This is a genomic window from Paenibacillus rhizoplanae, from assembly GCF_042684125.1.
GTDB classification, from domain to species: Bacteria; Bacillota; Bacilli; order Paenibacillales; family Paenibacillaceae; genus Paenibacillus_AQ; species Paenibacillus_AQ rhizoplanae.
In genome coordinates, this window is record NZ_JBHUKY010000018.1 from 1 (window position 1) to 25,249 (window position 25,249).

Annotated in this window: 23 protein-coding genes; 10 read left to right on the plus strand and 13 right to left on the minus strand. The window is 53.3% G+C overall.

Annotation, left to right across the window (positions count from 1 at the left end; translation table 11 throughout):
- Nucleotides 1-467 precede the first annotated feature (467 nt).
- Nucleotides 468-1,334 carry an AraC family transcriptional regulator gene (locus ACFSX3_RS07260; RefSeq protein WP_209989433.1) on the minus strand — a complete coding sequence of 289 codons (867 nt, stop codon included), beginning with the start codon at nucleotides 1,332-1,334 and terminating at the stop codon, nucleotides 468-470.
- A gap of 190 nt (nucleotides 1,335-1,524) precedes the next feature.
- On the opposite strand from ACFSX3_RS07260, the gene ACFSX3_RS07265 reads away from it, so the two are divergent.
- On the plus strand, nucleotides 1,525-3,603 hold the full coding sequence (locus tag ACFSX3_RS07265) for a beta-galactosidase (RefSeq protein ID WP_209989436.1): 2,079 nt from the start codon (nucleotides 1,525-1,527) through the stop codon (nucleotides 3,601-3,603).
- A gap of 104 nt (nucleotides 3,604-3,707) precedes the next feature.
- On the opposite strand, the gene ACFSX3_RS07270 is transcribed toward ACFSX3_RS07265, so the two are convergent.
- The 3 genes from ACFSX3_RS07270 to ACFSX3_RS07280 are packed head-to-tail and all read right to left on the minus strand — an operon-like array spanning nucleotide 3,708 to nucleotide 5,037.
- Nucleotides 3,708-4,349, minus strand: coding sequence for an NUDIX hydrolase (locus tag ACFSX3_RS07270; RefSeq protein ID WP_209989439.1), 642 nt, complete (start codon nucleotides 4,347-4,349; stop codon nucleotides 3,708-3,710).
- Nucleotides 4,350-4,376: 27 nt separating this feature from the next.
- Nucleotides 4,377-4,829: a hypothetical protein gene (locus ACFSX3_RS07275; protein WP_209989442.1), complete on the minus strand. Its 453-nt coding sequence runs from the start codon at nucleotides 4,827-4,829 to the stop codon at nucleotides 4,377-4,379.
- Nucleotides 4,816-5,037, minus strand: a complete 222-nt coding sequence (locus ACFSX3_RS07280) for a helix-turn-helix transcriptional regulator (protein WP_209989445.1) — start codon at nucleotides 5,035-5,037, stop codon at nucleotides 4,816-4,818. Before ACFSX3_RS07280 ends, ACFSX3_RS07275 begins: the two co-directional genes overlap by 14 nt.
- Before the next feature lie 167 nt (nucleotides 5,038-5,204).
- Here ACFSX3_RS07280 and ACFSX3_RS07285 point away from each other — a divergent pair, with 167 nt between their 5' ends.
- Together ACFSX3_RS07285 and ACFSX3_RS07290 are read left to right on the plus strand one after the other, a co-directional pair.
- On the plus strand, nucleotides 5,205-5,963 hold the full coding sequence (locus ACFSX3_RS07285; protein WP_209989448.1) for an ABC transporter ATP-binding protein: 759 nt from the start codon (nucleotides 5,205-5,207) through the stop codon (nucleotides 5,961-5,963).
- On the plus strand, nucleotides 5,956-7,380 hold the full coding sequence (locus ACFSX3_RS07290; RefSeq protein WP_209989452.1) for a hypothetical protein: 1,425 nt from the start codon (nucleotides 5,956-5,958) through the stop codon (nucleotides 7,378-7,380). The genes ACFSX3_RS07285 and ACFSX3_RS07290 overlap by 8 nt, the downstream gene beginning before the upstream one ends.
- A 64-nt stretch (nucleotides 7,381-7,444) precedes the next feature.
- Here the strand turns inward: ACFSX3_RS07290 and kduD are convergent, their stop codons facing one another.
- The 3 genes from kduD to kduI are packed head-to-tail and all read right to left on the minus strand — an operon-like array spanning nucleotide 7,445 to nucleotide 9,862.
- Nucleotides 7,445-8,200 (minus strand): 2-dehydro-3-deoxy-D-gluconate 5-dehydrogenase KduD, encoded by a 756-nt coding sequence (kduD, locus tag ACFSX3_RS07295; protein ID WP_209989457.1) that lies wholly within the window; start codon nucleotides 8,198-8,200, stop codon nucleotides 7,445-7,447.
- Nucleotides 8,201-8,238: 38 nt separating this feature from the next.
- Nucleotides 8,239-8,994, minus strand: a complete 756-nt coding sequence (locus ACFSX3_RS07300; protein ID WP_209989460.1) for a DeoR/GlpR family DNA-binding transcription regulator — start codon at nucleotides 8,992-8,994, stop codon at nucleotides 8,239-8,241.
- Nucleotides 8,995-9,028: 34 nt separating this feature from the next.
- Nucleotides 9,029-9,862 carry a 5-dehydro-4-deoxy-D-glucuronate isomerase gene (gene kduI, locus ACFSX3_RS07305; RefSeq protein ID WP_036699154.1) on the minus strand — a complete coding sequence of 278 codons (834 nt, stop codon included), beginning with the start codon at nucleotides 9,860-9,862 and terminating at the stop codon, nucleotides 9,029-9,031.
- Nucleotides 9,863-10,085: 223 nt separating this feature from the next.
- Here kduI and ACFSX3_RS07310 point away from each other — a divergent pair, with 223 nt between their 5' ends.
- The 4 genes from ACFSX3_RS07310 to ybaK all read left to right on the plus strand — a co-directional run bounded on the left by ACFSX3_RS07310 (nucleotide 10,086) and on the right by ybaK (nucleotide 14,274).
- The gene (locus ACFSX3_RS07310; protein WP_209989463.1) at nucleotides 10,086-11,765 is read left to right on the plus strand and encodes a hypothetical protein; all 1,680 of its coding nucleotides are present in this window, start codon (nucleotides 10,086-10,088) and stop codon (nucleotides 11,763-11,765) included.
- A gap of 240 nt (nucleotides 11,766-12,005) precedes the next feature.
- Entirely contained in the window at nucleotides 12,006-13,430 is a 1,425-nt protein-coding gene (aspA, locus tag ACFSX3_RS07315; RefSeq protein ID WP_209989466.1) for an aspartate ammonia-lyase, read from the plus strand.
- 89 nt (nucleotides 13,431-13,519) lie between these two features.
- Entirely contained in the window at nucleotides 13,520-13,792 is a 273-nt protein-coding gene (locus ACFSX3_RS07320; RefSeq protein ID WP_209989470.1) for a YolD-like family protein, read from the plus strand.
- Nucleotides 13,793-13,803: 11 nt separating this feature from the next.
- Nucleotides 13,804-14,274: a Cys-tRNA(Pro) deacylase gene (ybaK, locus tag ACFSX3_RS07325; protein WP_209989472.1), complete on the plus strand. Its 471-nt coding sequence runs from the start codon at nucleotides 13,804-13,806 to the stop codon at nucleotides 14,272-14,274.
- 70 nt (nucleotides 14,275-14,344) lie between these two features.
- Here the strand turns inward: ybaK and ACFSX3_RS07330 are convergent, their stop codons facing one another.
- The 3 genes from ACFSX3_RS07330 to ACFSX3_RS07340 all read right to left on the minus strand — a co-directional run bounded on the left by ACFSX3_RS07330 (nucleotide 14,345) and on the right by ACFSX3_RS07340 (nucleotide 17,055).
- Nucleotides 14,345-15,184, minus strand: a complete 840-nt coding sequence (locus ACFSX3_RS07330) for a phosphotransferase (protein WP_209989475.1) — start codon at nucleotides 15,182-15,184, stop codon at nucleotides 14,345-14,347.
- A gap of 61 nt (nucleotides 15,185-15,245) precedes the next feature.
- Nucleotides 15,246-15,998: a YdcF family protein gene (locus ACFSX3_RS07335; RefSeq protein WP_209989478.1), complete on the minus strand. Its 753-nt coding sequence runs from the start codon at nucleotides 15,996-15,998 to the stop codon at nucleotides 15,246-15,248.
- Between the two features lie 112 nt (nucleotides 15,999-16,110).
- Nucleotides 16,111-17,055: a helix-turn-helix domain-containing protein gene (locus tag ACFSX3_RS07340; protein WP_209989481.1), complete on the minus strand. Its 945-nt coding sequence runs from the start codon at nucleotides 17,053-17,055 to the stop codon at nucleotides 16,111-16,113.
- Nucleotides 17,056-17,229: 174 nt separating this feature from the next.
- On the opposite strand from ACFSX3_RS07340, the gene ACFSX3_RS07345 reads away from it, so the two are divergent.
- Both ACFSX3_RS07345 and ACFSX3_RS07350 read left to right on the plus strand, forming a co-directional pair.
- Nucleotides 17,230-19,347, plus strand: a complete 2,118-nt coding sequence (locus ACFSX3_RS07345; RefSeq protein WP_209989484.1) for a glycoside hydrolase family 52 protein — start codon at nucleotides 17,230-17,232, stop codon at nucleotides 19,345-19,347.
- A 123-nt stretch (nucleotides 19,348-19,470) separates the two neighbouring features.
- Entirely contained in the window at nucleotides 19,471-20,112 is a 642-nt protein-coding gene (locus ACFSX3_RS07350) for an alanyl-tRNA editing protein (RefSeq protein WP_209989487.1), read from the plus strand.
- Between the two features lie 155 nt (nucleotides 20,113-20,267).
- Here the strand turns inward: ACFSX3_RS07350 and ACFSX3_RS07355 are convergent, their stop codons facing one another.
- From ACFSX3_RS07355 to ACFSX3_RS07365, 3 genes are all read right to left on the minus strand, one after another.
- Nucleotides 20,268-21,374, minus strand: coding sequence for a glycoside hydrolase family 88 protein (locus tag ACFSX3_RS07355; RefSeq protein WP_209989489.1), 1,107 nt, complete (start codon nucleotides 21,372-21,374; stop codon nucleotides 20,268-20,270).
- Nucleotides 21,375-21,492: 118 nt separating this feature from the next.
- Nucleotides 21,493-22,350, minus strand: a complete 858-nt coding sequence (locus ACFSX3_RS07360; protein ID WP_209989492.1) for a helix-turn-helix domain-containing protein — start codon at nucleotides 22,348-22,350, stop codon at nucleotides 21,493-21,495.
- A 100-nt stretch (nucleotides 22,351-22,450) separates the two neighbouring features.
- Nucleotides 22,451-23,563, minus strand: a complete 1,113-nt coding sequence (locus tag ACFSX3_RS07365; RefSeq protein WP_209989496.1) for a GerAB/ArcD/ProY family transporter — start codon at nucleotides 23,561-23,563, stop codon at nucleotides 22,451-22,453.
- A 177-nt stretch (nucleotides 23,564-23,740) separates the two neighbouring features.
- Between ACFSX3_RS07365 and ACFSX3_RS07370 the strand changes: the two genes are divergently transcribed.
- Entirely contained in the window at nucleotides 23,741-25,249 is a 1,509-nt protein-coding gene (locus ACFSX3_RS07370; protein ID WP_209989499.1) for a spore germination protein, read from the plus strand.

Genomic DNA, 25,249 nt, shown 5'->3' on the forward strand with positions numbered 1-25,249 from the left:
AAGCCTCTCTTTTGTGGTTTCATGATGATTCCTCCAAGTTAGGTCTTACCTGTTATTACCCGATTTCAGGATAGTTAGAGAGATAATCAACCGTAGTTTTTTTTTGCGTTATACAAGCAGTGCTTAGAGTTTTGCATAAGAATTAGCGGTGACTTTGTGAGAATCCTGCCTATGTTGCAACATTCTCCTCACTCATTCGAACCAAATAGAAAATGTTGCACCAAAAGCAGAATATCCCGGCCTTAAGGCGGCTGAGCAGTACAATTCCTGCATTTCGGGCAACAATCCTCTTGAACACCCTGATATTCAGGGGTCAAAGTGGCAATTAGAACAACAATATTGAACTGACAGGGGAGCCGTCGCGAAATGCGCGCGAAGCCTCCCGCTAGTTTGGTTAGGCAGCGGGAAAGGATGGCGGCACAGGGGGAATATAAACGGCTTGCAGAGCTATGATCGCTTCCGGACTGTCATTCTGTGCTCCTGTGCAGCCGGCTGCGCATCACCCCGGGAGTCACTCCATGGGCCTTGCGGAAGACGCGGATGAAGTAATTGGTCTCCATGCCGAGGTTGAGGGCGATGTCCTGCACAGGCCGCTCCGGGTCCTCGGTCAGCATCTGCATGGCGCGCTGCAGCCGCAGGTTCTGGAGATACTTATGCGGAGTGACGCCGTATTCCTGCAGGAACAGACGCTGGAAATGCTGGACGGAATAACCGACAGCCGCCGCCAGATTGGTGATCAGCAGCGGCTCGGTGAAATGCTCGTTGATCAGACTGACCGCTTTGTTCAGCGCCTCGTTGCGGACGTTTTCGTTCTCCAGCCGGGTCGCTGCACCTGTGGAGACTTCACTTCTGCGCAGCATCAGCAACAGCCGGTACAGCGTCACCGACAAGTCCTGCATCGCCTGTTCCTCCTGACGCGCCGAGCTGTTCCCGTTCACCGTGTGCCAGATCCCGCCCAGCAGCTCCCAGCACTCCTCGAACCGTTCGAGGCGGAACGGGGCTGGCGGCAGCAGGCCGAGACCCTCCAGAACAGAGGCGGACTGGCTGCCGTGGAACCCGATGAAGCCGACATGCCACGGTTCGTGGGATAACGGATAATATTCATGTCCGCGGTCGGGCGGAAATGCATAGGCCATCCCCGGCTGCAACACCGTTTCGGTGCCATCCTCCAGGTCGCGGAACCGCCCGCTGCCGCTGCGGATCAGAAAAATCTGATGCACCGGGAATCCGGCAGGACGCACATGGTGATACTGGATATGACGGCCGACAGAGTACGGATAGAGAGGGAAAGCATTCAGGTCACGCGGCATTTCAATCAGAGAGAAGGGGAGCATACGAACACCTCATATTCATTTTGTGCTATGCAAACGCTATTATTATCCTACCATTGATCACAGATTATCCTTTATTATAAATAGTATCAAACGTTACAAGCAAGAGGGACAGAGCTATAGAAGAAATTGTATCAGTGAAAAGTCCCATCCTGACATCTACCATCACACCTAATCGAGAGGATGAAATAATATGAGCAGCAAAGTTCCTGCAATCAGCAGCAAGGCTCCTGTAATGCTTCACGGCGCCGACTATAATCCCGAGCAATGGCTGAAATATCCGGGGGTGCTGGAAGAAGATATCCGTATGATGAAGCTGGCAGGCTGTAATGTCATGTCTGTCGGGATTTTCTCCTGGGTCTCCCTGGAGCGCGAAGAAGGGGTATTTAACTTTGAGTGGATGGACCAGCTGCTGGACCGTTTTGCGGAGAATGGAATTTACGCCTTCCTGGCTACTCCGAGCGGTGCGCGTCCGGCATGGATGTCCGAGAAGTATCCTGAAGTGCTGCGGGTGGAACGGAACCGGGTGCGCAACCTGCACGGCGTCCGTCATAATCACTGCTTCACTTCACCGGTCTACCGTGAAAAAACAGCGCTGATCAACTCCAAGCTGGCTGAGCGTTATGCGCATCATCCGGCAGTGATCGGCTGGCATATCTCTAATGAATTCGGCGGCGAATGTCATTGTAATTACTGTCAGGATGCCTTCAGAGACTGGCTCAAGGCGAAGTACAATAACGATCTGGATGAGGTGAACCACGCTTGGTGGGCTACCTTCTGGAGCCATACGTACACTTCGTGGGAACAGATCGAGTCCCCTGCTCCGCATGGTGAGACACAGGTTCACGGGCTTAACCTGGACTGGCGCCGGTTCGTAAGCGATCAGACGATCAACTTCTGCCAGCATGAGATTGACGCCGTGCGCGGGTTCAATCCTGATCTGCCTGTGACTACCAATATGCATATGATTGATGGCGTGGACTACCGCAATATGGCCAAGATTCTTGATGTGGTATCATGGGATGCTTACCCGGACTGGGGATATACCGAGGACGATGATGACGCCCGTCTGGCCGCTTGGACAGCCATGCACCATGACATGTACCGCAGCTTCAAAAAGAAGCCGTTCCTGCTCATGGAAAGCACGCCTTCCCTCACGAACTGGCAGATTGTCAGCAAGCTGAAGCGTCCGGGAATGCACAAGCTGTCCTCCCTTCAGGCAGTAGCGCATGGTTCTGATTCCGTACAGTATTTCCAGTGGCGTAAAAGCCGCGGCTCCAGCGAGAAATTCCACGGCGCTGTTATTGACCACAGCGGGCACACGGAGACCCGTGTCTTCAAGGATGTAGCTGAGGTGGGCCGTACCCTTGCAGGACTGGAGGATGTTGTAGGTACAACAACTCCTGCTGAGACAGCCATTCTGTTCGACTGGGATAACCGCTGGGCGGTGAAGGATGCCCAAGGTATCCGCAATTCCGGCCTGAAATATGAAGAGACTGTGCTTCAGCATTACCGGGGACTGTGGGAGCTGGGAATTCCGGTGGATGTCGTAGGCTCAGGCGATGACCTGTCCGGCTACAAGCTGGTGATTGCTCCTATGTTGTACCTGATCAGCGAAGAGAACGGGAAGCGGATTGAGAAGTACGTAGAGCAAGGCGGAACCTTCCTTGCCACCTATTGGTCGGGAGTGGTCGGCGAGACCGATCTGTGTCACCTGGGCGGCTTCCCTGGACCGCTGCGCAGAACGCTGGGCATTTGGGCCGAAGAGACAGAAGGGCTGCACAGCCGCGACCTGAACGGTCTGGTGCTGGACCCTGGCAACAGCTTGAAGCTGAGCGGCGAATATGATGCGCATGAGATCGCCGAGCTGATTCATCTGGAAGGCGCCGAGGCGCTGGGCCATTACCGCAGTGACTTCTACGCCGGACGTCCTGCACTCACTGTGAACAAGCTGGGAGCAGGTAAGGCATATCATCTGGCAACACGTGTGAAGGACGCGCAGTTCTATGTGGATCTATACGCCGCAATTACCGGAAAAGAGCGGATCAGCCGCACCCTGAACAGTGAGCTTCCGACCGGAGTAACCGCCCAGCTGCGTTCCGATGGTGAGCATGAGTATGTATTCGTGCAGAATTTCAGCGGCTCCGAGCAAGTAGTGACGCTGGACGGACAAGCCTACACCGATGTAGAATCCGGCGCAGCCGCTCCGGCCGAGCTGAAGCTGGCAGTGAACGGACTTGCAATTCTGAAGCGTGCAGCGGCTAAAGCATAAGTGAAGCGGCTTAATCGCGTAATATAGTTACATGTATCTGCAAAGTTACATGGAGTTACAGAAAAAGGCAGAACCCATCCACGGGTTCTGCCTTTTAGTTTTGGTTATATTTCTGGCTCTGGTTCTTTATACAACCGCTCAATCCCCTCAATCACCCGCCTGAAATATTCAAGCTCATGCGGGACAAAGTGCGTGAAGTCCACCAGCTCGTCGATGCCCGTTCGTTCGCCGTTCCCGTTGATCTGGAAGCCCTGCACATGAAGGTTGCTGTCTGCTCCCGAGATGAAGCTGCGGAAGTCAGCGAAGCGGGCCTCCACGATTCCTGCCACTTCTTCCACCTGCGGGGTGAATTCACTTAGTGCATAGCGGTTCTCATAGACATATACATGCGCCCGTTCACGGTCCATGAATCCTGCGGAGTCCATCTGGTAGGGGATGACCCCCAGCGGCTGCAACTCGTCAAAAGCAATCTCAAGCCCCAGCTCCTCCTGCACCTCGCGGATACCGTCCATAACGGTCTCGTCAGCCAGCAGATGTCCGGCAGCCGTAATATCGAGCAGCCCGGCATAATCTCGCTTCTCCGGACTGCGCAGCTGGAGGCATATCCTCAGCCCGCTGTCAGCTTTGCGGACAAACCAGCAGTGGAAGGTCTCATGCCAAAGGCCTTGGCGGTGAACCTCGTCCCGGGGAGCCGTCCCCGTCCGGTTCCCTTGTTCATCAAACGTAGCTAATAATTCCTCGTTCATACAATTTGCCTCCATTGCCCCAGTAAGTTAAATTTTCCGGGAGTAGTATGCCGATAACAGAAAGTACAAGCACAGAAGTGTAATCAAAGTCACAGCAATCGTTAAGAACACGGTTTGGTTAATCAAAGAGGCGACGACAGCAGAGAGAGCCAATAAAAGAAGGAAAAGACGTATAGCAGCCCGGCCAGTTTTTAAGGCGATCATCCGGTTCCGTTCATCTTGTGCTGCAATATGTAACGCTTCTAATGTTTCAGGGTCCTTGAGCGCCTTGCGGAGCCGGGCAATACGGAGAGCGGCAGTAATCCACGAACCGAACAATAAACCGGCGAGAATCCCTATATCCCAGCTGTCCAGCGTGTCAAGCCTGCCCCATACGAACGCTTTGAGTATAAACGCCACAATAACGGTTATCCCCATACCTGCCGCGTAGAATGAATTGATAACGATCCGCCGCCGCAGCTCCTTTTCAAAAGACTTCATAGTCGATATCCTCCACATCTGAAAAATCAAAAATGTCCTCGATCGGCAAACCGAAAAATTTTGAAATTTTATAGGCAAGCGGGAGGGAGGCGATATATTTTTCGTTCTCAATTGAAGTGATGGTGTGGCGTGTGACGCGTAAGGCCTTAGCCAACTCCTCTTGGGAAATCCGCCGCTCTTTTCGCAGCTCGCGTATTCTTGTTTGCACTAACTTGCCACCTCCCCCGAAATAATACTGTTCACCTCAGCTCTATTATTATGTTGCACGGATAAGAGCTTAGTCAAGTTCACTACACCATTTATGTATAGTTGACTATACTAATTATGTGCAGTAAGCTATACATATTGATAATCTAAAAGGTGAGGCGGAGGAGTATGAGAAACATACAATTCGAAGGTGTCAGAAAGTCCTTTGGCGGTGTGGCTGCCGTAAACGGCCTTGATCTGAGTATTGCGGAGGGCGAGATCTATGCACTGCTTGGGCATAATGGAGCGGGAAAGACGACAACGCTTCGCTTGCTGCTTGGTCTGCTGGAGCCGGACGAAGGGGATATCCTTGTTTTTGGGAGCAATCCTATACGGGACGGGAATACCGTGCGGGGAATGTGCGGCGTTTTATCCGAAGATGTTGGGCTGTATGAGTCTTTGAACGTCTGGGATAACCTGATGTATTACGCTGATATTTATGGTATGAGCCGTGTCGAATCGAGTAGCCGTATTGACGGGCTGCTGCGGACATTTGAACTGCATGACAAGAAACGAACGATTGTTAAGGGCTTGTCTACCGGCATGAGAAAAAAGGTTGCCCTGATCCGGGCTATGCTTCATAGACCGCGCCTTCTGATCCTGGATGAGCCTACGAATGGCCTTGATCCTGTCAGCACAACCGATCTAAGGAAGATGTTATCGCGGCTGGCGAAGGAAGAGGGAACCACCATCATTATGACCACGCATCATCTGGAAGAGGTCCAGAAGCTGTGTGATAGAATCACGATTCTGCGGCACGGGCGAAATATTTTTACCGATTCCATCTCAGTGCTCCAAGACAGCAAACATTACCTGGAGAACGGGCAATTCAGTCTTGAAAAGCTGTATATGGATATGGATATGGAGCAGGGGGAGGACGATGAATAGATCCTATCCCGTTGTTCGAATGCAGTGCGCTGAGTTTACAAGTGACAAAGGGATGCTCTTCTTTTATGGCCTATCCATCGGCATTACCGGTATAATCGTTCCAATATTCATGCACGGGGTAGAAGTCTCCTTAAGCTTAGCTGCATTACTTACGGCAATCTTAGTGAGACCCATGTTATCTGACAGCATCGCGGGAGAACGGGAGCACCGCACTTTGGAGACACTCCTGTCCAGTCCCATCCATGGAAAAAGCATGCTCTGGAGGAAGTTTGAATTCTGCTTCTTTTTTGCGCTGGGCTACTTCACTATTACCGTCCTTTGCTCCGCGTTAACGAGCTTTCTTGCCGGCGGCGAAGCGGCGTTGATTCCTTGGCAATGGATGTGCATCATGATTGTAGCTGCATTGAATTATAGTGCAATATGCATGGGCGGGGTGTATGCTTCCTCCACATCAGGGGATTTGCGGGCTGCCAACCAGCGGGTGTCGCTATTGGCTTATCCTCTGAGCTTTCTGTTTGTCATCTGTCTATCGGTTATAGGAACCGTGGACTTGTTATCGGCGCTGATCATAAGCTGTATCTCTGCATTGATTTACCTTTGGGTTATTTCGAGGATCGCAGCGAAGATCTGGAGGATGAAGCAGCCGGATTTCTTCCAGCCCATCACCATCCAAAAGCCGGAGAGAGCACATCAGCAGCGTTTATCATTAGCTCTGCCGAGATCTCAGTTTGGCATGGTTTTGAGATTGGAATGGAAGGTGCTAATGACCTTGAAAAGGATGCTCCTGAGCTTTGTTTTTCTGTGCTTCTCGCCGGTTGCTATGGTGTGTCTGCTGCTGTATTTTACGGGAACGCTTGACCTCAACTACGCCGTGCTGCTAACCGTGCTAATGATACCAAGAGTGCCGACTAACTTAATAGCGTACTCCGTAGGCGGGGAGAAAGTATATAAGACAGGGGAAGCCTTATTGTCTACACCTCTGCAGATCCGGCCGGTCTTTCTGGCAAAATGTATGATTCCAGTGCTTGTAACGGCGGTCATGCTGACCCTCTCATCGCTGCTGACGCTGGCGGGCATAACTATTGCAGCGCTGATCAGGCCTGATCTTGTCTCCATCCAAGGCTATACGGCTGCACAGCTTATCCTGCTGTTTCCCGTTAGTCTGCTCTCATCCATAGCCATGATGTTCATAGCAGCTATTCTTTCTCTGCGGCTCAGAACTCCGCGTCAGGGCTTGTATGTGACAAGCCTTCTGTCATTTTTGTTTGTGTTCCCGGTATTGAATATCATCTACTTGGCTCCGAACATGCTAATGGGGTCGATGATCTATCTAGCGGTTCTTGGAATTGGCAATCTGATCTGTCTCCAAAGGATTTCGGACAACATAACCCGTCCTCAACTCATGAGCAGACTATAAGGAACATACAAAACCCCCGGCCATGCTTCATAAGAAGCAACCGGGGGTTCTTTGTATTAGTTCTTTATCTAGCCAACCAGCCGCCGTCCACATTCAGAATGTGGCCGTTCAGGTAGTCGGAAGCGGCGGAGGCCAGGAATACGGCTGGGCCCTTCACATCTTCGGCAGTTCCCCAGCGTCCGGCTGGAATACGGTCAAGGATAGAGTCGGAGCGGCTCTGGTCCGCACGGATTGGAGCAGTGTTCTCGGTAGCCATGTAGCCTGGAGCAATCGCGTTGATGTTAAGGCCCGAGCCTGCCCATTCATTGGCGAAGGCTTTGGTCAGACCGGCTACGGCATGCTTACTTGCTGTGTAGCCCGGCACGTTAATGCCGCCTTGGTAGGAGAGCATGGAGCAGATGTTGATGATTTTACCGTTGCCTCTTTCGAGGAAGTGGCGGCCGGCAATCTGGGACAGCAGGAAGACGGTGTTCTGGTTAAGGTTAATGACGTCGAACCAGTCTTTCTCACTGTGGTCCTTGGCTGGAGTGCGGCGGATCATGCCTGCGCAGTTGACGAGGATATCCACTTTGCCGGTGAAGGCAACGGCTTCGTCGAACATGCCTTGAAGCTTGGAATGGTCGCTGAGGTCAGTGGCGATGCTCAGTGCTTTGACGCCAAAAGCTTCACAGGCTGCTACGGTCTCGTCACTGGAATTAAGAGATACGGAGACTACGTCTGCACCGGCTTCTGCGAAGGCGATGGCAATCCCTTGTCCAAGACCTTGCGCCGCACCTGTTACGATTGCTGTTTTACCTGCCAAGCTGAATAAAGATGACATATGATTAATCTCTCCTTTGAGCTAGATGAATTGTACAATTACCCGCATTCAATGTTGACGCCAGCCTTGCGGAACAGCTCGGCAGTCTCCGGGGCAAGCCCGCTGTCTGTCAGCAGCACATCGACCTCCTGCAGGGAAGCGAAGGTACGCAGCGCGGTCTGACCGAACTTGTGATGATCGCATGCGGCGAACACCTGGCGGGCCGTGGAGACTAACGCCTGTTTGAAATCTATAAGATCGCCGGTATAGATGGACAGGCCGTGTTCAATATGAACGGCTGTGGCTGAGAGAAAGGCTTTTTGAATATTAAGCTTCTGTACATAGGACACGGCTTCCGGACCAGCCAGCATATTGCGGACACGGTAACCGCCGGGAACGACCAGACGAATGTTGTCTCTGGGAACCAGCTCGCTGATGATGTAGACATCATTGGTAATGACCGTAAGGGGAATATTGTCCAGCCGCCGGGCAATCTCAAGCGTTGTGCTTCCGCCGTCCAGGGCAATGATGTCATCCGGAGCGATATGCGCCAGCGCACGCCGGGCAATCTCCGTCTTCTCCTCGGCGTATTTATCCAGCGGATTGCGCAGGGGCAGAATGCCGAACTGATCGCTCTGTGCCAGCACGGCGCCGCCGTGGACGCGCATAATCAGTCCTTGTTCCTCCAGCTTGCTTAAGTCCTCGCGGATCGTTTTGCCTGTGACCTGGAGCTTGTCGCTCAGTTCGTTCACGGTTACATCCTTCTGGTTCAGCATAACTTCCATAATCATCTCGTGCCGCCGTATCGGGTTCATCCGCCTGCCTCATCTTTCCGTAGTTGATTTGCTTCTATTGTAATTCTTTCATCCCTACGGGGTCCATATCATCATACCGCTTGTTGTCTCCGGCCATGCTCCAGATGAAGGTATAGTTATGCGTACCCACACCGCTGTGAATGGACCAGCTTGGCGAGATGACGGCCTGTTCATTGTGCATTACGATGTGGCGGGTCTCGGTCGGTTCGCCCATCAGGTGGAAGACGATGGAATCGTCCGGCAGATCGAAATAGAAGTAGGCTTCCATCCGGCGCGGATGCGTGTGCGATGGCATGGTGTTCCACATGCTGCCCGGCTTCAGTTGAGTCATCCCCATTACAAGCTGTGCGCTCTGCACGCCGTTCGTGTGGATGAAGCGGTGAATCGTCCGTTCGTTGGAATTCTCCAGACCACCCATGGCCCCGGATTCGGATTCAGCCAGCGTAGTCTTCGTAGTCGGGTAGGACTGGTGAGCCGGAGCGGAATTCAGATAGAATTTTGCCGGCTTAGCGCTGTCCGCACTCTTGAAAATAACATCCTTCGAGCCTTGGCCCACATACAGGCATTCCTTGAAATCAACCTCATATTCAGTACCGTCCACAACCACCGAACCTGGGCCGCCGACATTGATGATCCCCAGCTCACGGCGTTCCAGGAAGTAAGTTACGCCAAGCTCCTTGAGATCCGTAGTCAGAGCCACCTCGCCGTTTACCGGATTCGCTCCGCCAACAATCATGCGGTCTTCATGCGTCAGGACAAGCTTCAGCTCGTCTGGTGCAAAGATAACCGGGATATGGAACTCCTTACGCAGGCGCTCAGTGTCAAACTGCTTCACTTCATTCGGATGTGATGCAAAACGTCTTTCCATCGAATATTCAGTCTCCTTAGAAAACATATTTTCGTTCGTATAGGTACAATTTAATCCATTTGCGTTCATTTATCAAGCATAATCTTTTTTAGTACGTTTATTTTAGTTTATTTGTTCCGCGATATGATTGCCATATGTACTGAAAGCGTGCACAATAGAGCAGGAGAGAATGGATTGTATTGTAAGTTACAAGACAGAACTATCACTGTGGAGGGTGAGCGATATGACAGACCAGCTTAAGCATCAGCAAGAGACTTCTTATAAAATACGCCAGCGGGAGATTATGTACGCAGCCGCAGTGGAGGCAGAGGGCCTTCCGCTGTTGGACAGCGGGCTATGGTTCCATGATGATGTGCGCAATAACTTCTATTATGCTTCTTATCTGTTTGCCGCTGCTGTGGACGATACCCTGGAGCTGCCGTTCAGCCGGGAGGAAGCGCAGCGGAAGGCGGATGCCGTCCTGCTGGAGACCGTTCTTCTGCAGAACCGTCAGCCTGGCACGAAGCTGTACGGACACTGGCCGCTGGGTCTAAGCCCGGCTCCCCGGGATGCAGCACCGCATGAGCTGCCGGTTGAGATCATGGGCAGTCTGATGGTCTGGTTCTGCAAGCAGTATTCCGCCCAGTTCAGCGCGGGACTGCGCGTGGCATTCCATACGGCACTCGGGCATATCTACCGCAGCGGATTCTTCCGTAAGCAGGTAGCGACCTTCGGCCATCATGAAGCAAAATATACGGCAGCCAAGCTGATCTTCGGCCAGCTGTATGAGGATGAAGAGCTGCGGGAAGACGGGCGGCACAGCCTGGAGATTACGCTTGCGCATATCCGTACGAAGGGCATGCCGGAGTATGGCAGCCTGCCGTGGTTCTGGCACTGGGTGCAGGCGTTCACCTGCGCCTGGGAGCTTGAAGCGGACAGCAGCGTCAGAGAGACTCTTGGCGAGATGCTGGACTTCCTGTGGACCGAGCGTAGCCAGTGGTATCTTCAAGGAGCCTGGGCGGGCGGGCATTCCCGGGGCTGGCCGCATGATGTTCCGGCAGACGGCAACCTGCTGCACGACTATGTGCAGTTCGGGGATTTCGCTCTGCCTGCGGAGATGCCCCGTACTGAATATGCAGGATTTCTCTTTTATGAAGCGCCCGAAGAGGTGCGCTCCGCTGCTCTGAACCGCCAATTACCCGTAGAGGTCTGCAAGAAGACCGAGAAGGTAGTTGCCGGATCCCCTGAGCGCCAGCCGGCGCTGCATTCCTACGCCTATATCTGCAAGGATTACGCGGCAGGCGGGATGTGGGAGCGGGTGGAGGAATTCGACAATGAGCAGCTGCGCTGGGCCTTCTCGCTGCCGGTTCCGGCGGCGGCGGGCGTGAACCGGCTTTATTTTTTCCATCCGGGTCAAGGCTACCAGCCGGGCGATCCCCGGCACCAAAGTTCTTATATGGAGGTGCTGTATCATCGGAACACGATCCTGTCGCTGTTCCCGGTGCCCGAAGGAGAGGATACGGCCATCGTCGGGGTGCTTCCGTTAGGCGAATGGATCAGACAGCCCAAGGCGCTGCTTGGGTATGCGGGCAATGTGTATTTTTCCGTCTATGTATCACATGAATATGATCTGCTGGAGCGGCCATCCTATCTGGAGGTAACGTCCAAAAACATGCCAGGAGGCGTCGTGGTCGAAGCGCTTAGCGCAGATCAGGCGGCGGAGCTGGGAATACGCAGTCTTGAGGAATTTGCATTAGCCGCTATACAGCGGGCACCGGAATTTACGGAGGGAGAGATCCTGTCGGCAGCGTATACGGTCTGGAGCGGGAAGGAGCGCCTACAGCTCAGCATAGACCATAAGCATACGGGAATAGAAGCGCTGATTAACGGCAAACCGGTATCATTTGAACATTATAAGGTCTAAACGGGACGGTTCGCTCCCGGTGGATATGATGATTTTTTCGGATTGGAACTATCTTAAATTTTAAGCTACAATGACATAGAGCCCGGGGGTCAGCAATGGCTGCCGGTTTTTTTTGCGCTACCCGCATAGACCCTAAGCATGGCGCAGCAATGAAGGTAATATCTTTGGAGCTGCAAGGAGAGAATAAGTTGACTAATTTGCAGCAGACGATCTACTACTGAAGACATGGGGGAGAGCAGGATGACAGAGACAGAATATCGGCTGGAGAAGGATTTTTTGGGCAGCAAGCAGGTGGAGCATCAGGCCTATTACGGGATACAGACGCTCCGGGCGGTGGAGAATTTCCCGATTACCGGCTACCGTGTGCATCATGAATTAATCAAGGCGATGGGAATTGTCAAAAAATCCGCTGCGCTCGCCAACATGGAAATCGGCCGCCTCTATAAGGGCTTGGGTGAGGTCATCGTCCAAGCGGCAGATGAGGTGATCGCTGGGAACTGGGATGAGCAGTTCATCGTTGATCCGATTCAAGGCGGCGCGGGCACCTCGCTGAATATGAATGCCAATGAAGTGATTGCGAACCGTGCGCTGGAGCTGCTGGGCAAGGCCAAGGGGGATTACCTGCAGCTGAGTCCGAACACTCACGTGAATATGGCGCAATCGACGAACGATGCTTTTCCGACGGCGATCCATATTGCCACGTTATCTCTGCTGGAGCAGCTGCTGATCACGATGCGGACGATGCACGGTGTGTTTTTGCAGAAGGCGGCTGAATTCGATTCGGTCATCAAAATGGGGCGGACCCACCTGCAGGATGCGGTGCCGATCCGTCTGGGACAGGAATTCGAGGCGTACAGCCGGGTGCTGGAGCGTGACATTCAGCGGATCGAGCATACGCGGGGCCATCTCTATGAGGTGAACATGGGCGCGACCGCCGTGGGTACCGGACTGAACGCCGATCCCCGCTACATCAAGCGGGTCGTCGAGCTGCTGGCTGAGATCAGCGGTCTACCGCTGGTGGGTGCGGAGCATCTGGTCGATGCTACGCAGAATACGGATGCCTATACCGAAGTCTCGGCCTCGCTGAAGGTCTGCATGATGAATATGTCCAAAATCGCCAACGATCTGCGGCTAATGGCCTCCGGCCCGCGCTCCGGCTTCAATGAAATTACGCTGCCGGCCCGCCAGCCGGGATCGTCCATCATGCCCGGCAAGGTGAATCCGGTGATGGCCGAGGTGATTAACCAGGTGGCTTTTCAGGTGATTGGCAATGATCATACGATCTGTCTCGCCGCTCAGGCCGGTCAACTGGAGCTGAACGTCATGGAGCCGGTGATGGTATTCAATCTGATTCAGTCGATCAGCATCATGAACAATTCCTTCCGGGTGTTCACCGACTATTGTCTGGCAGGGATTGAAGCCAATAAGGAGAAGCTTGCGCGTGAGGTGGAGAGAAGCGTCGGCATCATTACCGCCGTGAACCCGCATCTGGGATATGAAGTCGTCTCGCGGATTGCCAGAGAAGCTATTCTGACCGGAGAATCGGTGCGGGCCTTGTGTCTGAAATACAATGTGCTGAGCGAAGAGGAACTGAGTCTGATTCTGGACCCGTATGAAATGACCCACCCCGGAATAGCGGGGGCGGCGCTTTTGCATAATGACTGAATAATAATCGTGATTTGTGTAAAATCAGGCTTCCTCTCATGGTATAATAGACAGGAGCATTTACACCGGGCATTATCCTATATTCTGTAATGGCTTACTGGAGGCAAATTGTGGCGAAGGCAAAAGTGGCAAAACGTCCAACCCGCGACGAATTCGTGCTTGAGGAGCTGGGCAACCAGCTGGTAGAGGCGAAGCAGGAGGATTCCGAGATTCTGCTGACAGTCTGGGGGAAGGAAGAAGAGGTGCGCGGAGTGATTGTAGAGATGGATTCGCGTACCGGCAGGGTGCATGTCAGAAATAACGAAGAGATTATCAAGGTGCCGTTCATGGACATTATGCAAATCAATTACCCCCGGGATTAGGGGAGTGGCAGATGAACAAAACGAATGCCATGCGCATACTGGATGCAAGGAAGATAAGCTACACCATTCATAGCTACGACAATGAGGACGGGCTCATTCACGGAACAGCGGTTGCTGAGAAGATTGGTCTGCCATCTGAAGTGGTATTCAAGACACTGGTCGCACACAACGGACCGCAGCCGTATGTCTATGTGATCCCGGTTGCTGAGGAGCTGGATCTGAAGCGAGCCGCCAGAGCTGCCGGAGTCAAGAAGATCGAGCTGCTGCCGCTGAAGGAGCTGCTGAAGCATACTGGTTATGTGCGCGGGGGCTGTTCCCCTGTCGGCATGAAGAAGCTGTATCCTACGTTCATTCACAGCAGTGCGGCGGAGCTTGAGACAATCGCGGTCAGCGCAGGCCGGATCGGCGTTCAGATGGAGCTTGAGCCGAAGCTGCTGGCTGAAGCGGTGTCTGCGGTTTTTACGGAGTTGATTAAAGAGTAGATTAAGCGGGATACAAAACAAGCAATAATAAAAGCAGCAATTCTCCAATAATTAGAGAATTGCTGCTTTTTTACTTTTTGCGCTTTTCAAAACGAGAAGCATTAGTCCATTCACTATAATGATCCGCTATGAATTGAAGCTCGCGTTCATAGTGGGCCAGGTGGCCTTCTTTCACCATTTTGACAAAAGCAGGATTGTTCGCCTCGGCCTCCTTCTTCAGTGTATCGCACATAGCTGTGAGCCGCCTGGTCAACCAGTCATGCAGATCTTCTGGGACAGGCAGTCCATAGGCTTCAAAAAACAGCTTAATCCGTCGCTGCCTGTCTGCTGCATGGAGGTCTGCCTGATAAGGTACCGTGGAACCTGTCAGATAATCAGGAGCAAAACCGGCGAGCGGAACTGAGGTGTAGAGGGTATAGGCAATGTCCCACAGGCGCGGGCCTGGACCAGCCATGTCAAAATCAATCAGCGCCACGGGCACACCATGCTGAAACACCACGTTATACAGCGCCGCATCATTATGGCAGATCACTTCATGTTCCTCAGGATCGGCATAGGGGAGCTGCCACTCCGTATGTATACTATTCGGTACGAAGCCTACCGTGGCATCATGATAGCTGCGTAACAGGCGGGCCAGGCCCGTAAGGGTCTCTTCAGACCACATGTACGGCTCCAGCTCAGGATAAGCGTTGCCCGGAACCTCGCCGGGAAGAAAGGATAGAATCTCGCGCCCTGCATCATCCGTGCCCCTGAACTTGGGCGCTCCTGCGAAATTCTGCTGCTCCAAATGCTGAAGCAGTCCATGAATACTTGGGCTCCAGCTCCCTATAGGACGGCGGACGGTGTCAGCCTGGCGGATGATCTCATTTACATTACCGCCGGTTAACTTCTCTTCATCATACGGGTTCATCGGTTAAGGGAACCTCGCTTTCTTTGATGGGCGTGCGGCCGCGTGCAGTCAGCTGCATGGGCTAAGGCAGCAGCTTCGCGGCTATTAACCCCAGATACTCCTTCAGCGCCAGCCCGGTTGTGGAGACGGCTCCGGCGGACGGAGTGAATTTGCTTACATAGAGTGACATGGGACGGCTGGCTTGGAAATCTACCGGAAAAGCCTGCGGCTTAAGTCCGGCATGCTCGAACTGGACCATGCTGCGCGGCATATGGAAGCCGGAGGTTACCAGAACGGGACGGCTTAAGCCATGCTCCTGCATGAGCTTCGCGGTGTTGACCGCATTCTGCTCCGTGTTGAGCGAGCGGCTCTCCGGCAGGATGTCCTCTGCGGGAATGCCGAGGCCGATGAGCTGCCGCCGGGCGATATCCGCTTCATTGCCGCTGTCGGCGAATACCTGTCCCCCGGAGAAAATGATCGGCAGGCCGGTCTCGCGGTACAGCCGCGCGGCCGCCAGCAGCCGGTTCGCCGCCGGACCGGACATATTGCCCTGCCCGTCCAGATCCGGGGTGCCGGAGGTGGCCCCGCCGCCCAGGATTACGATCACATCCCCCTCTGCAGCAGCAGGCTGAGGGTACTTCCGCTCCAGGCTCCCGATCAGCATGTCGCTGACCGCAGAGGTCATCGACAGATAGAGCAGGAGCGTGACCGCCAGCAGCACGATCGCGGGACGGCGGCTGCTTCTCCACAGCCAGACCACCATGCCCAGCAGCAGCAGGACAAATATCCCTGGAGGCAAGACAAAGCTGTATACGAATTTAATGAGATAGATCATAACGTTCACCTGCTTTTACAAATGTGATATAAGACATTTAACAAAAAATCCACCCGCATAGCAGGTCATTTCTGGTTGTATGGCCATGAAACGCCTCCCTGTCATGTATGTCTTAAGTAAATAACGCCTGGCCGTCCGTCTTGCCCGGCTCCTCCGTAAGCTGGCGGTAGCCCATGGGAGGCAGACCGGTCCACCGCTTGAACTGCTTGCTGAAATGGGAGACATCGCGGTAGCCCAACCGGTAGGCGATGCTCTCTACAGACAGACTGTTATCCAGCAGCAGCAGCTTGGCATGGCGGATAATGAGATCGGAGAGATACTGCCGGGGCGGCAGCCCGTAAATCTGCCGGAAGGCGCGGTTACAGTGGTTGGGGCTGTAGCCGAGCCTGGCCGCGATCTCCTCGATGCTTCCGGCTCTGCTGCCGGATGCCGCAGCCGTGAAGACGGATTCCTGCAGCAGCCCTTCAATGGCATTCGCCAGGGCGACGGTCTTCTCCGTCACTCCCGGCAGGGTGCTCCGGGCAGGGGAAGGCAGGGCAGCCAGCACCCAGCCGGTAAGGGCGGCGAAGAACTGGAGCGAAGCGTTCAGCATCACAAGCCGCCCGCGCTGTGCATCACTGGCCTCCGGGAGAATGGTCGAGCGGATGATGTCATCCAGGGAGGAACGGATTGCCTTCAGCTCCGGGGTGTCCCCGCTCAGACTGACGGTATCCATCGTCATTAAGGAGCGGCGCAGAACCAGATCGTCAATGTCAAAGTGCAGGCAGTAATAAGACATCTCGTCACCTGCGGCTGCGCCCAGACTGGAGTGCTGCACACCAGGGCGGATGAACAGAATGTCGCCGCTCTCCTGGATGTAGGATTGTCCGCCTACGGCCATGCGCTGCGAGCCCTGCAGAACGACGTTGATCTCGAACATCGGGTGAGTGTGTGCCGGATATTGCCACTCCTTGTTCACCTTGCGCCAGTGGGCGGCAAAGAGATGGAAGGCAGCCTGAACATCCGGGGACATGCGTCCATCCATGGAGTGCTGTGTGCCGGGATCTAATACGTTCATGTTCAACCTCTTCTTTGTTAAAAGATGGATCTATTATAGCATAGGCCGCTGCGTCCGATTGATTTGTCCAAATAATTGGCGGCTTTGCGCCTGTTGCCTGAGGGGAGGGTAGCGCTAACATAGAGCTAGAGCCCGGCACTGCCGGGACAAAGCTGGAGGGAGTGTATATACTGTATGCCAACGAACAAATTCTTCAATGCCCATCATTCACCGATTGGATCATTCTCAAGCTTCACCCTCGGATTTCAAGGAGCGTCCGGCGGCTTTGACCTTGAACTCGGCAGGCCGCCGAGACAGAACATATATATCGGCCTTGCGCGCAAGGATGGCCGAGGTTATGATACCTTGCCCTTCCATGAGCAGGGTAGTGACGATGAGAGCAAACGCTACGACATCGAGAACCCGGACCCGAGTCCGGACAAGCCGCAGACTCTGTTTCACTTCGGGGAAGATGAAATTACGCGCGATTTCCGGCTTACAACGGACAGCTGGCAGGCCGGCGATCTGACCTTCCGCATTCTGTCACCAGTCTGGCCCGTTCCGGACCCGGAGACGGCCTCGGACGCAGAGTTGAAGGAAGTGCTGCTGCCAGCCGTGCTGGTAGAGCTTGAAGTCGATAATACTGCGGGCAGCTCTGCGCGCCGTGCCTTCTTCGGCTTCCAGGGGAATGATCCGTATAATGCCCTGAGAAGATTCGATGGCGGCCAAGAGGAGCTGACTGGTGTAGGACAGGGCCGGTTCCTGGCAATCGCCGCGAAGCAGGGAAGCGTTAAGGCGGCAATGCATTTTACGATGGAGGATATTCTTGCAGCAGAGCTGGAGGAGAACTGGACGTTCGGACTGGGTCAGGTTGGCGCGCTTATTATGGATGTGCCTGCCGGTGAACGCAAGGTGTACCAGTTCGCCGTTTGCTTCCACCGCTCCGGTTATGTGACTTCAGGAATGGATGCGAGCTACTACTATAACCGCTATTACAGTAACGTGGAAGCTGTTGCAGAATACGCGTTATCCCAGTTCGACACGCTGAAAAAGCAGGCCGAAGAGGCGAACGGGATGCTGGAGGGAACGGGCCTCAGTGACGACCAGACCTTCATGCTCGCTCACGCTATCCGCAGCTATTACGGCTCCACCGAACTGCTGGAGTACAAAGGCCAGCCGTTCTGGGTCGTCAACGAAGGCGAATACCGGATGATGAACACGTTCGATCTTACGGTAGACCAGCTGTTCTACGAGCTGAAAATGAACCCGTGGACCGTACGCAATGAGCTCGATATGTTCGTGGACCGGTTCAGTTATGTGGACACCGTCCGTTTCCCGGGAGATAGCACCGAGTATCCGGGCGGGCTTAGCTTCACGCATGATATGGGAGTAGCCAACGCCGTGTCGCGTCCGGGGTATTCCTCCTATGAGCTGTACGGCATTGACGGCTGCTTCTCGCATATGACCCACGAGCAATTGGTCAACTGGATTCTCACAGCGGCAACCTATGTGGAGCACACGGGCGACCGCAGCTGGATGGAGCGCAATCTGACGGTACTGGAGAGCTGCCTGCAAAGTATGCTGAACCGGGATCATCCGGACCCGGCGAAGCGCAATGGTGTGATGGCCCTCGACAGCTCACGGACTATGGGCGGTGCAGAGATTACGACCTATGACAGTCTGGATGTCTCCCTGGGCCAGGCGCGCAACAATATTTATCTGGCGGGAAAATGCTGGGCTGCTTATCTGGCTATGGAGCGTATTTTCCGCGACAATGGCAATACGGAGCTGTCCCAGACTGCCGGCCGGCAAGCTGACCTCTGTGCGGCTACCATCGTGGCGAGTGTGACCGAAGGCGGCTACATTCCGGCGGTCATCGGCGAAGGCAATGATTCAAAGATTATTCCGGCCATCGAAGGCCTGGTATTCCCTTACTTCACTGGCTGCAAGGAAGCCTTGGAGCGCGGAGGACGGTTCGGCGAATATCTCGAGGCACTGGACACTCATCTGAAGGCTGTGCTTGTAGAGGGAGTCTGCCTGTTCGAGGACGGCGGCTGGAAAATCTCCTCCACCAGCAATAACAGCTGGCTGAGCAAAATCTATCTCTCCCAGTTCATCGCCAGAGAAATTCTCGGCTTGAAATGGGATGAGAAGGGACGCGCAGCAGACCAGGCCCATACGGCCTGGCTTACGCATCCTGAGCTCTCCATCTGGAGCTGGAGCGACCAGATTATCTCCGGCGAGATCACCGGAAGCAAATATTACCCGCGCGGGGTAACGGCCATTCTGTGGCTGGAGGAGCAGCGTGGGTAGGTAGTTGAAGCCGGATGTCCGGCGGTGTTGACTTACACAGCGAATCTCCCATGGCGGGATTCGCTGTTTTTTATTATATTGTTATTTTTGTATAATATAATAAACAAAAATAGAGGTGCTGATATGGTTGAAAAAGTATTTTGGACTAACCCATATTTAACAAAATTAGATACTCGTATATCCAGTGTTAATGGCAATGAAATTACAGTGGAAAGAACCATACTGTATGCTTTCTCTGGAGGACAAGAGAGTGATACAGGATGGATTCACGGGTATTCTGTACATCAAGCCAAAAAAGAGGGTCATGATATCATTTATACCATTGAAGAAGGGCATGACTTAAAGGTTGGTGATATAGTATCTATGACCGTAGATTGGGATCGTCGTTACAGACTTATGAGACTACATTTTGCTGCGGAGGTTGTATTAGAATTAGCTTATAAACAGTTGACAGGTATTGAGAAAATAGGCGCTCATATCTCTCAGGATAAAGCCCGAATCGATTTTGCATGGCACGAGAATATTTCAAAATCATTTTCTTTGATCGAGAAAGAATTCCTTGAGATCATTGAGGCAAACCTAGATATTATTAGTGCCTTCAGCGATGAAGGAAATGGAAGAAGATATTGGGAAGTTAAAGGCTTCTCAAAGGTTCCCTGTGGTGGAACTCACTTGAAGAAAACAGGTGAAGTTGGAGAAATGAAGTTAAAGCGTAACAATATCGGGAGAGGGAAAGAAAGAATCGAAATTTATTTATGTGATTAAAACAACTGTGCAAACGCGCTCATACAGCGCCGAGTATGATCGGTTTTCCGATTACATTGGCCCCACATGCTTGCGCAACGCCAAATGTGGTCGGTTTTCCGATTACATTTGGCTCGCGCGTCCATGCAAGCTGTCTGTGCCTGCTGCCAGCCAGACTAGAACACCCGGTGCTTCCAGCCGTTCAGCTTCGCTACAGCTTCAACATAGTAGTAGTCGCCGTAGATCAGCGACACATCTGTGAGCGAATCGCCGCTGGCGGCTCCATGCAGCAGAATGGCTTCGTGGTCCGGCTGGTCCCAGGTGGCATAATTCTCTGTAAGTGAACGCAGTATGCGCTCTGCGGCATCCGCATACACACGTTTCTCGCCAAGAGGTACCATGTCCGCCAGCTCCAGCAGGCCTGATGCCGCGATCGCTGCGGCAGAGCTGTCTCTGAACATGCGTTTGTCAGCTCCAAGCCGGAAGTCCCAGTGCGGCACGTGATCCTCCGGGAGAGCCGCGATGAAATAATGGGCAATCCGCTTTGCAGTATTCAGGAAACGTTCGTCCCCGGTGTGGCGGTAAGTATTAATGAAGCCGTACAGTCCCCAGGCTGAACCCCGGCTCCAGCAGGATTCAGGGGAATATCCCTGTCCGCCGAAGTTCTCCAGATAAGCGCCGGATTCTGCATCGAAGGAGAGAATATGCCTGGTTGACCCGTCCTCGCGCACACCATAGGTCATTGCTGTCTCCGCATGGCGGGTAGCGATATGGCTGTAGCGCGGATCGCCGGTGATCCGGCTGGCCCAGAACAGCAGTGAGATGTTCATCATACAGTCGATGATCACCCAGCCGTGCTTGTCCCCGTTCCAGGCGCGGATGAACCGGCCCGCAGGATTATAACGTGCAGCCAGGTAGTTAGCCGCTTCAAGTCCCCGGCGCAAGCCCTCCGCATCACCTGTAAGCGTATGCTTGATCACCGCAGTAGCCAGGAACTGAAAGCCGACGTCGTGATGCAGCTCTTCGGTCGGCTTCGCAAACCACTGTCCAATCGTTTCGTCCCAGGGCCAGGCTGTATCCTTATAAGCTTCCTTGCCGGTCATATCATACATGACCCAGAGTATTCCCGGCCAGAAGCCGGAGGTCCACCAGTCAGTCCCGGGATTATCGAATCTGCCGTCTGCTCCCGCAGCATGAGGACTCCGCGTCCCGAACTGCTTGATCATGCCGTTCACTTTCGGTTCCAGACGGTTCATTACTTCCTGCCAATAAGCTGTAGTCATCGCTGATGCCTCCACATGAATTAGATTATGGCCCCAGTATAACGCCTCTGACGAACAGGAAGTTGTCATTTGATATCACGAAATGTTGTTATATTGTCCTATTCCTCGCAAGTGCCTCTCAGCTTCCTTTGCGGTATTGCAGCGGAGAAAGGCCAAGCACCCGTTTGAACAGCTGGTTGAAATAGGAAGAATTCGGAAATCCGACAGTCCTGCCGATTCGCTCTACCGTCAGGTCCGTCGTTTCGAGCAGACGGCAGGCCTGCTTCAGCCGCCGGGCTGTAAGATAATCTACGAGCCGACCGCCGGTTTCCTGATGGAAAATCCGCGACACGTAAGATTTTGACAGATGGGTCTCGGCTGCCAGCTGATCCAGAGTAACCTCCTCCTGGTAATGGGCTTCAATCCAGTTCATGATCTGCTCCGAATAGCGGAGATTCCGCCGTTCCCCGGTATGAATCAGTGACCGCTCCCCTGTTCCAAGACAGCTTAACAACTGCAGAAGCAGCATCGTGATATCCTCCGCATCTTCTCCGGCTGATTTGCTCCGGCACTGATTGTAATTCCCATAGATCCATTCCATAGTCTCCAGGTGGTCACCAAGATCGAAGCCGCAATAGGGATTGTTGCCTTGCCATAACGCAGTGAATACCGCCTTACGTTTGGCGAAGCCCTGCAGCAGTTGTTCTGCTGTCAAGGGATCAAGATAGAAGATCGTCCGTATGAACGGACGATCCGGTGAGACGTCCGAGGAGATCCGGTGCAGCTGATAAGGCTGGAAGAAAAACAGCATACCCGGACGGATATCATACATCTGCTGGTTAACCACAATACTGCCTTGTCCGCGGTGCACGAACATAATCTCACAGCACTGGTGCCAATGGTAATACCCTTTATAATGATCATCAGTATAGAGTTGATAGTCCCAGATCAGAGTTTGCCTGCCCGCAAACAGGACAGGTTCGAACAGCTGTTTCATCCTTGGTTTACGCTCCTGTCATGACAAAATAAAGACATTTCATGGTTTCTATTATAACGTTGACCCCACCAGGGCGCTACAATAAAACAGGAGCTTCACTCTATGGATTAGCTTGGGAGGCAGCGGCGCGCTGCCTCACTTTGTATACTACGAGAATAAGCAGGGGAAGTCCGAGCGAAAGAGTTAGATTCCAGTCCACCCAGAATGGGGGAATTTCTTTGACATAGAAGATGATGTCCTTGGAGATGAGCTGTGAGAGTCCGTAGATCAGGAACGCGACAGGGAAGATTAGAGGGCGGTGGCTTTTCAGCTTGAATATTTGCGCGGTTCCGAGTACAAAGGCATAGAAGTAGAGTGCTGTTTTGAAATAGGTCGTGATAATCCAGGCGGTAGCCATAAGCGCTTCGAGCCGCTGCAAGAAGTTGGCGATATTGATTTTTTGGGCCAGGACATAGGCGGCATAGAAATTATGCTCGGAGAAATAAACGCCGAGAACGGTCAGCGAGAGAAACAGAATCAGGTTCAGACCTGCTGCACCCAGGCAGAGCGCAATGAAGATATCACGGTTAATCTTACTGTTCTTGCGGGTGTAAGGATAGACCATGAAGAAGACGCAGATCTCTCCGAAGGGATAGAATACGCCGATCATGATCGTATGCAGCATATCCGGCAGGGGTGTAGTCATCATGGGATAGACACGGTCCAACTGGACCTGCGGAAATAAGAGCACCATCAGGGCCACCAGGAATAAGGCAAACAGCGGAAAGAACACCTGCGCTGCCCGGCCGACCGTCTCAAGCCCCAGACGCAGACCATACACCAGCAGAACAATGCTCATGAACCGGATTACTCCGCCGGGAGTTCCCTCGTAGATCTGGGTACACATGAAATCCTCAATTTCCCTGATATACGTAGAGGCCGCGATGATGAAGAAGAACAGATAATACCCGCCTACCGCGCTGCCTATCCATTTCCCCAGCACCTGCTGGCTGATCTCAATAATATTTTGGTCCGGACTGATATTTGCTACTACAACAAACAGGAAGACTAGTGCAATCCCCGGCGGAATACTGATCAGGGCGGCGATCCAGGCATCCTGATGGGCTTCGGAAGTCATGGCTGCAGGATAGACCAGGGCCATATCCCCGATAAAAGTGAAAAGACCGAGGATTACCAACTGCGCTGTGCTGATCCGCTCTTTTTCAATACTCATCTCTATCCCCCCTTTACATGTGACCTCCAGGGCCTATGAACCCGGAACCCTCTTAGTATGGCATCCCCTTCCAGAATTATGTGAATCAAGTACGGGTCTGAATTTGAGGAATAATTATCAAGCGATGCTACCAAACTAACCGGAATAGAATGTTCACGGGAAGGAGAGGTGATCCGGATGAAGGGTACGGTGGAGGGGAAGTTATCCAGCAGGCTGGAGGTCAATCATGAACAGCTGTACAAGCTGCTGGGCGAGAGCACTGACCTGGTGAGAAAACAGCTGAAGCTGGGAAAGCATACGGAACTGGCTATTTTTTATATTGATGGCCTGATAGATAATCAGCTGCTGCATAATTCGATTCTGTATTCGCTTCAGGAGGGACGGACCTCGGTTCTTCTGGAAGAACAGGACCCGGACAAGAAAATAGAAATCTTGACCAGCCGTGTGCTAATGGCCGGGGATCTTACCGTGGTTCAGGATTACGCCCAGTTCGTACACGACCTGTTATCCGGCAACGTGATGCTGATGGTGGAGGGGACGGCCTCAGCGCTGCGGATCGGGCTGCCCGGCTGGGAAGACCGGGGTGTAAGTGAGCCCAGCTCGCAGTCTGTGGTCCGCGGACCGATGGAGGGGTTCAGCGAGAATCTGCGGACCAACACCGCGCTAATCCGCCGCAAAATCAAGGACAGTCAGCTGTGGCTGGAAACGATGCAGATCGGCCGCGTCACCCAGACCAGTGTCTCGATTATGTATCTCTGTCATATTGCGAATAAAGAGCTGGTGCAGGAAGTGAAGCGGCGCCTGAACAGCATTGATACGGACAGTATTCTGGAGAGCGGCTATATCGAGGAATTTATTCAGGATAAGGTGGCGACACCCTTTCCCACGATCTATAACAGTGACCGGCCGGATACCATCGCGGCGGGCATCCTGGAAGGGAAGGTGGCTATCCTGGTTGACGGGACCCCTTTTGTGCTGCTGGCCCCGACCGTATTTGTCTCCTTCTTTCAGTCGGCGGAGGACTATTACCAGCGGGCGGATATCTCTACCCTGTTGCGGTTCATCCGGTTTCTGGCTTTTTTTATCACCTTGTTTGCCCCTGCGTTCTATGTGGCTATCACAACCTTTCATCAGGAGATGATCCCGACCAATCTGGTGATCAGCCTGGCGGCCCAGCGGGAGACGGTGCCGTTTCCGACTTTTGTCGAAGCGCTGATGATGGAATTGACCTATGAGATTCTGCGGGAAGCAGGGGTACGGATTCCTAAGAACGTGGGCCAGGCTGTCTCCATCGTCGGTACGCTGGTCATCGGGCAGGCGGCGGTTGCGGCGGGGTTCATCTCCTCGGCGATGGTTATCATTGTATCCATTACAGCGATCTCAAGCTTTGTGATTCCCGAAGCCGGGATGTCCATCGCCGCACGAATTATCCGGTTTTTCCTGATTGCACTGGCCGGGTTCATGGGGCTGTACGGAATATTGTGCGGAGTATTCATAGTGGTGCTGCATCTCGTCAGCCTGCGTTCCTTCGGCGTTCCTTATATGAGTCCGCTGGGGCCCTTCCGGCCGGCAGACCTTAAGGATTCTATCTTCAGGTTCCCCTGGCCGTTCCTGAGAACTAGACCGCAAGAGAATAGAATACAGAATCTGCACCGCCAGAACAGATCCAAACGCGGAGGTTCCTGA

Bases quoted from the DNA above. Each gene is read 5' to 3' on its own strand.
- ACFSX3_RS07260 (WP_209989433.1), bottom strand. From the start codon at position 1,334: ATGCTCCCCTTCTCTCTGATTGAAATGCCGCGTGACCTGAATGCTTTC.
- ACFSX3_RS07265 (WP_209989436.1), top strand. From the start codon at position 1,525: ATGAGCAGCAAAGTTCCTGCAATCAGCAGCAAGGCTCCTGTAATGCTT.
- ACFSX3_RS07270 (WP_209989439.1), bottom strand. From the start codon at position 4,349: ATGAACGAGGAATTATTAGCTACGTTTGATGAACAAGGGAACCGGACG.
- ACFSX3_RS07275 (WP_209989442.1), bottom strand. From the start codon at position 4,829: ATGAAGTCTTTTGAAAAGGAGCTGCGGCGGCGGATCGTTATCAATTCA.
- ACFSX3_RS07285 (WP_209989448.1), top strand. From the start codon at position 5,205: ATGAGAAACATACAATTCGAAGGTGTCAGAAAGTCCTTTGGCGGTGTG.
- ACFSX3_RS07290 (WP_209989452.1), top strand. From the start codon at position 5,956: ATGAATAGATCCTATCCCGTTGTTCGAATGCAGTGCGCTGAGTTTACA.
- kduD (WP_209989457.1), bottom strand. From the start codon at position 8,200: ATGTCATCTTTATTCAGCTTGGCAGGTAAAACAGCAATCGTAACAGGT.
- ACFSX3_RS07300 (WP_209989460.1), bottom strand. From the start codon at position 8,994: ATGAACCCGATACGGCGGCACGAGATGATTATGGAAGTTATGCTGAAC.
- kduI (WP_036699154.1), bottom strand. From the start codon at position 9,862: ATGGAAAGACGTTTTGCATCACATCCGAATGAAGTGAAGCAGTTTGAC.
- ACFSX3_RS07310 (WP_209989463.1), top strand. From the start codon at position 10,086: ATGACAGACCAGCTTAAGCATCAGCAAGAGACTTCTTATAAAATACGC.
- aspA (WP_209989466.1), top strand. From the start codon at position 12,006: ATGACAGAGACAGAATATCGGCTGGAGAAGGATTTTTTGGGCAGCAAG.
- ACFSX3_RS07320 (WP_209989470.1), top strand. From the start codon at position 13,520: ATGGCTTACTGGAGGCAAATTGTGGCGAAGGCAAAAGTGGCAAAACGT.
- ybaK (WP_209989472.1), top strand. From the start codon at position 13,804: ATGAACAAAACGAATGCCATGCGCATACTGGATGCAAGGAAGATAAGC.
- ACFSX3_RS07330 (WP_209989475.1), bottom strand. From the start codon at position 15,184: ATGAACCCGTATGATGAAGAGAAGTTAACCGGCGGTAATGTAAATGAG.
- ACFSX3_RS07335 (WP_209989478.1), bottom strand. From the start codon at position 15,998: ATGATCTATCTCATTAAATTCGTATACAGCTTTGTCTTGCCTCCAGGG.
- ACFSX3_RS07340 (WP_209989481.1), bottom strand. From the start codon at position 17,055: ATGAACGTATTAGATCCCGGCACACAGCACTCCATGGATGGACGCATG.
- ACFSX3_RS07345 (WP_209989484.1), top strand. From the start codon at position 17,230: ATGCCAACGAACAAATTCTTCAATGCCCATCATTCACCGATTGGATCA.
- ACFSX3_RS07350 (WP_209989487.1), top strand. From the start codon at position 19,471: ATGGTTGAAAAAGTATTTTGGACTAACCCATATTTAACAAAATTAGAT.
- ACFSX3_RS07355 (WP_209989489.1), bottom strand. From the start codon at position 21,374: ATGACTACAGCTTATTGGCAGGAAGTAATGAACCGTCTGGAACCGAAA.
- ACFSX3_RS07360 (WP_209989492.1), bottom strand. From the start codon at position 22,350: ATGAAACAGCTGTTCGAACCTGTCCTGTTTGCGGGCAGGCAAACTCTG.
- ACFSX3_RS07365 (WP_209989496.1), bottom strand. From the start codon at position 23,563: ATGAGTATTGAAAAAGAGCGGATCAGCACAGCGCAGTTGGTAATCCTC.
- ACFSX3_RS07370 (WP_209989499.1), top strand. From the start codon at position 23,741: ATGAAGGGTACGGTGGAGGGGAAGTTATCCAGCAGGCTGGAGGTCAAT.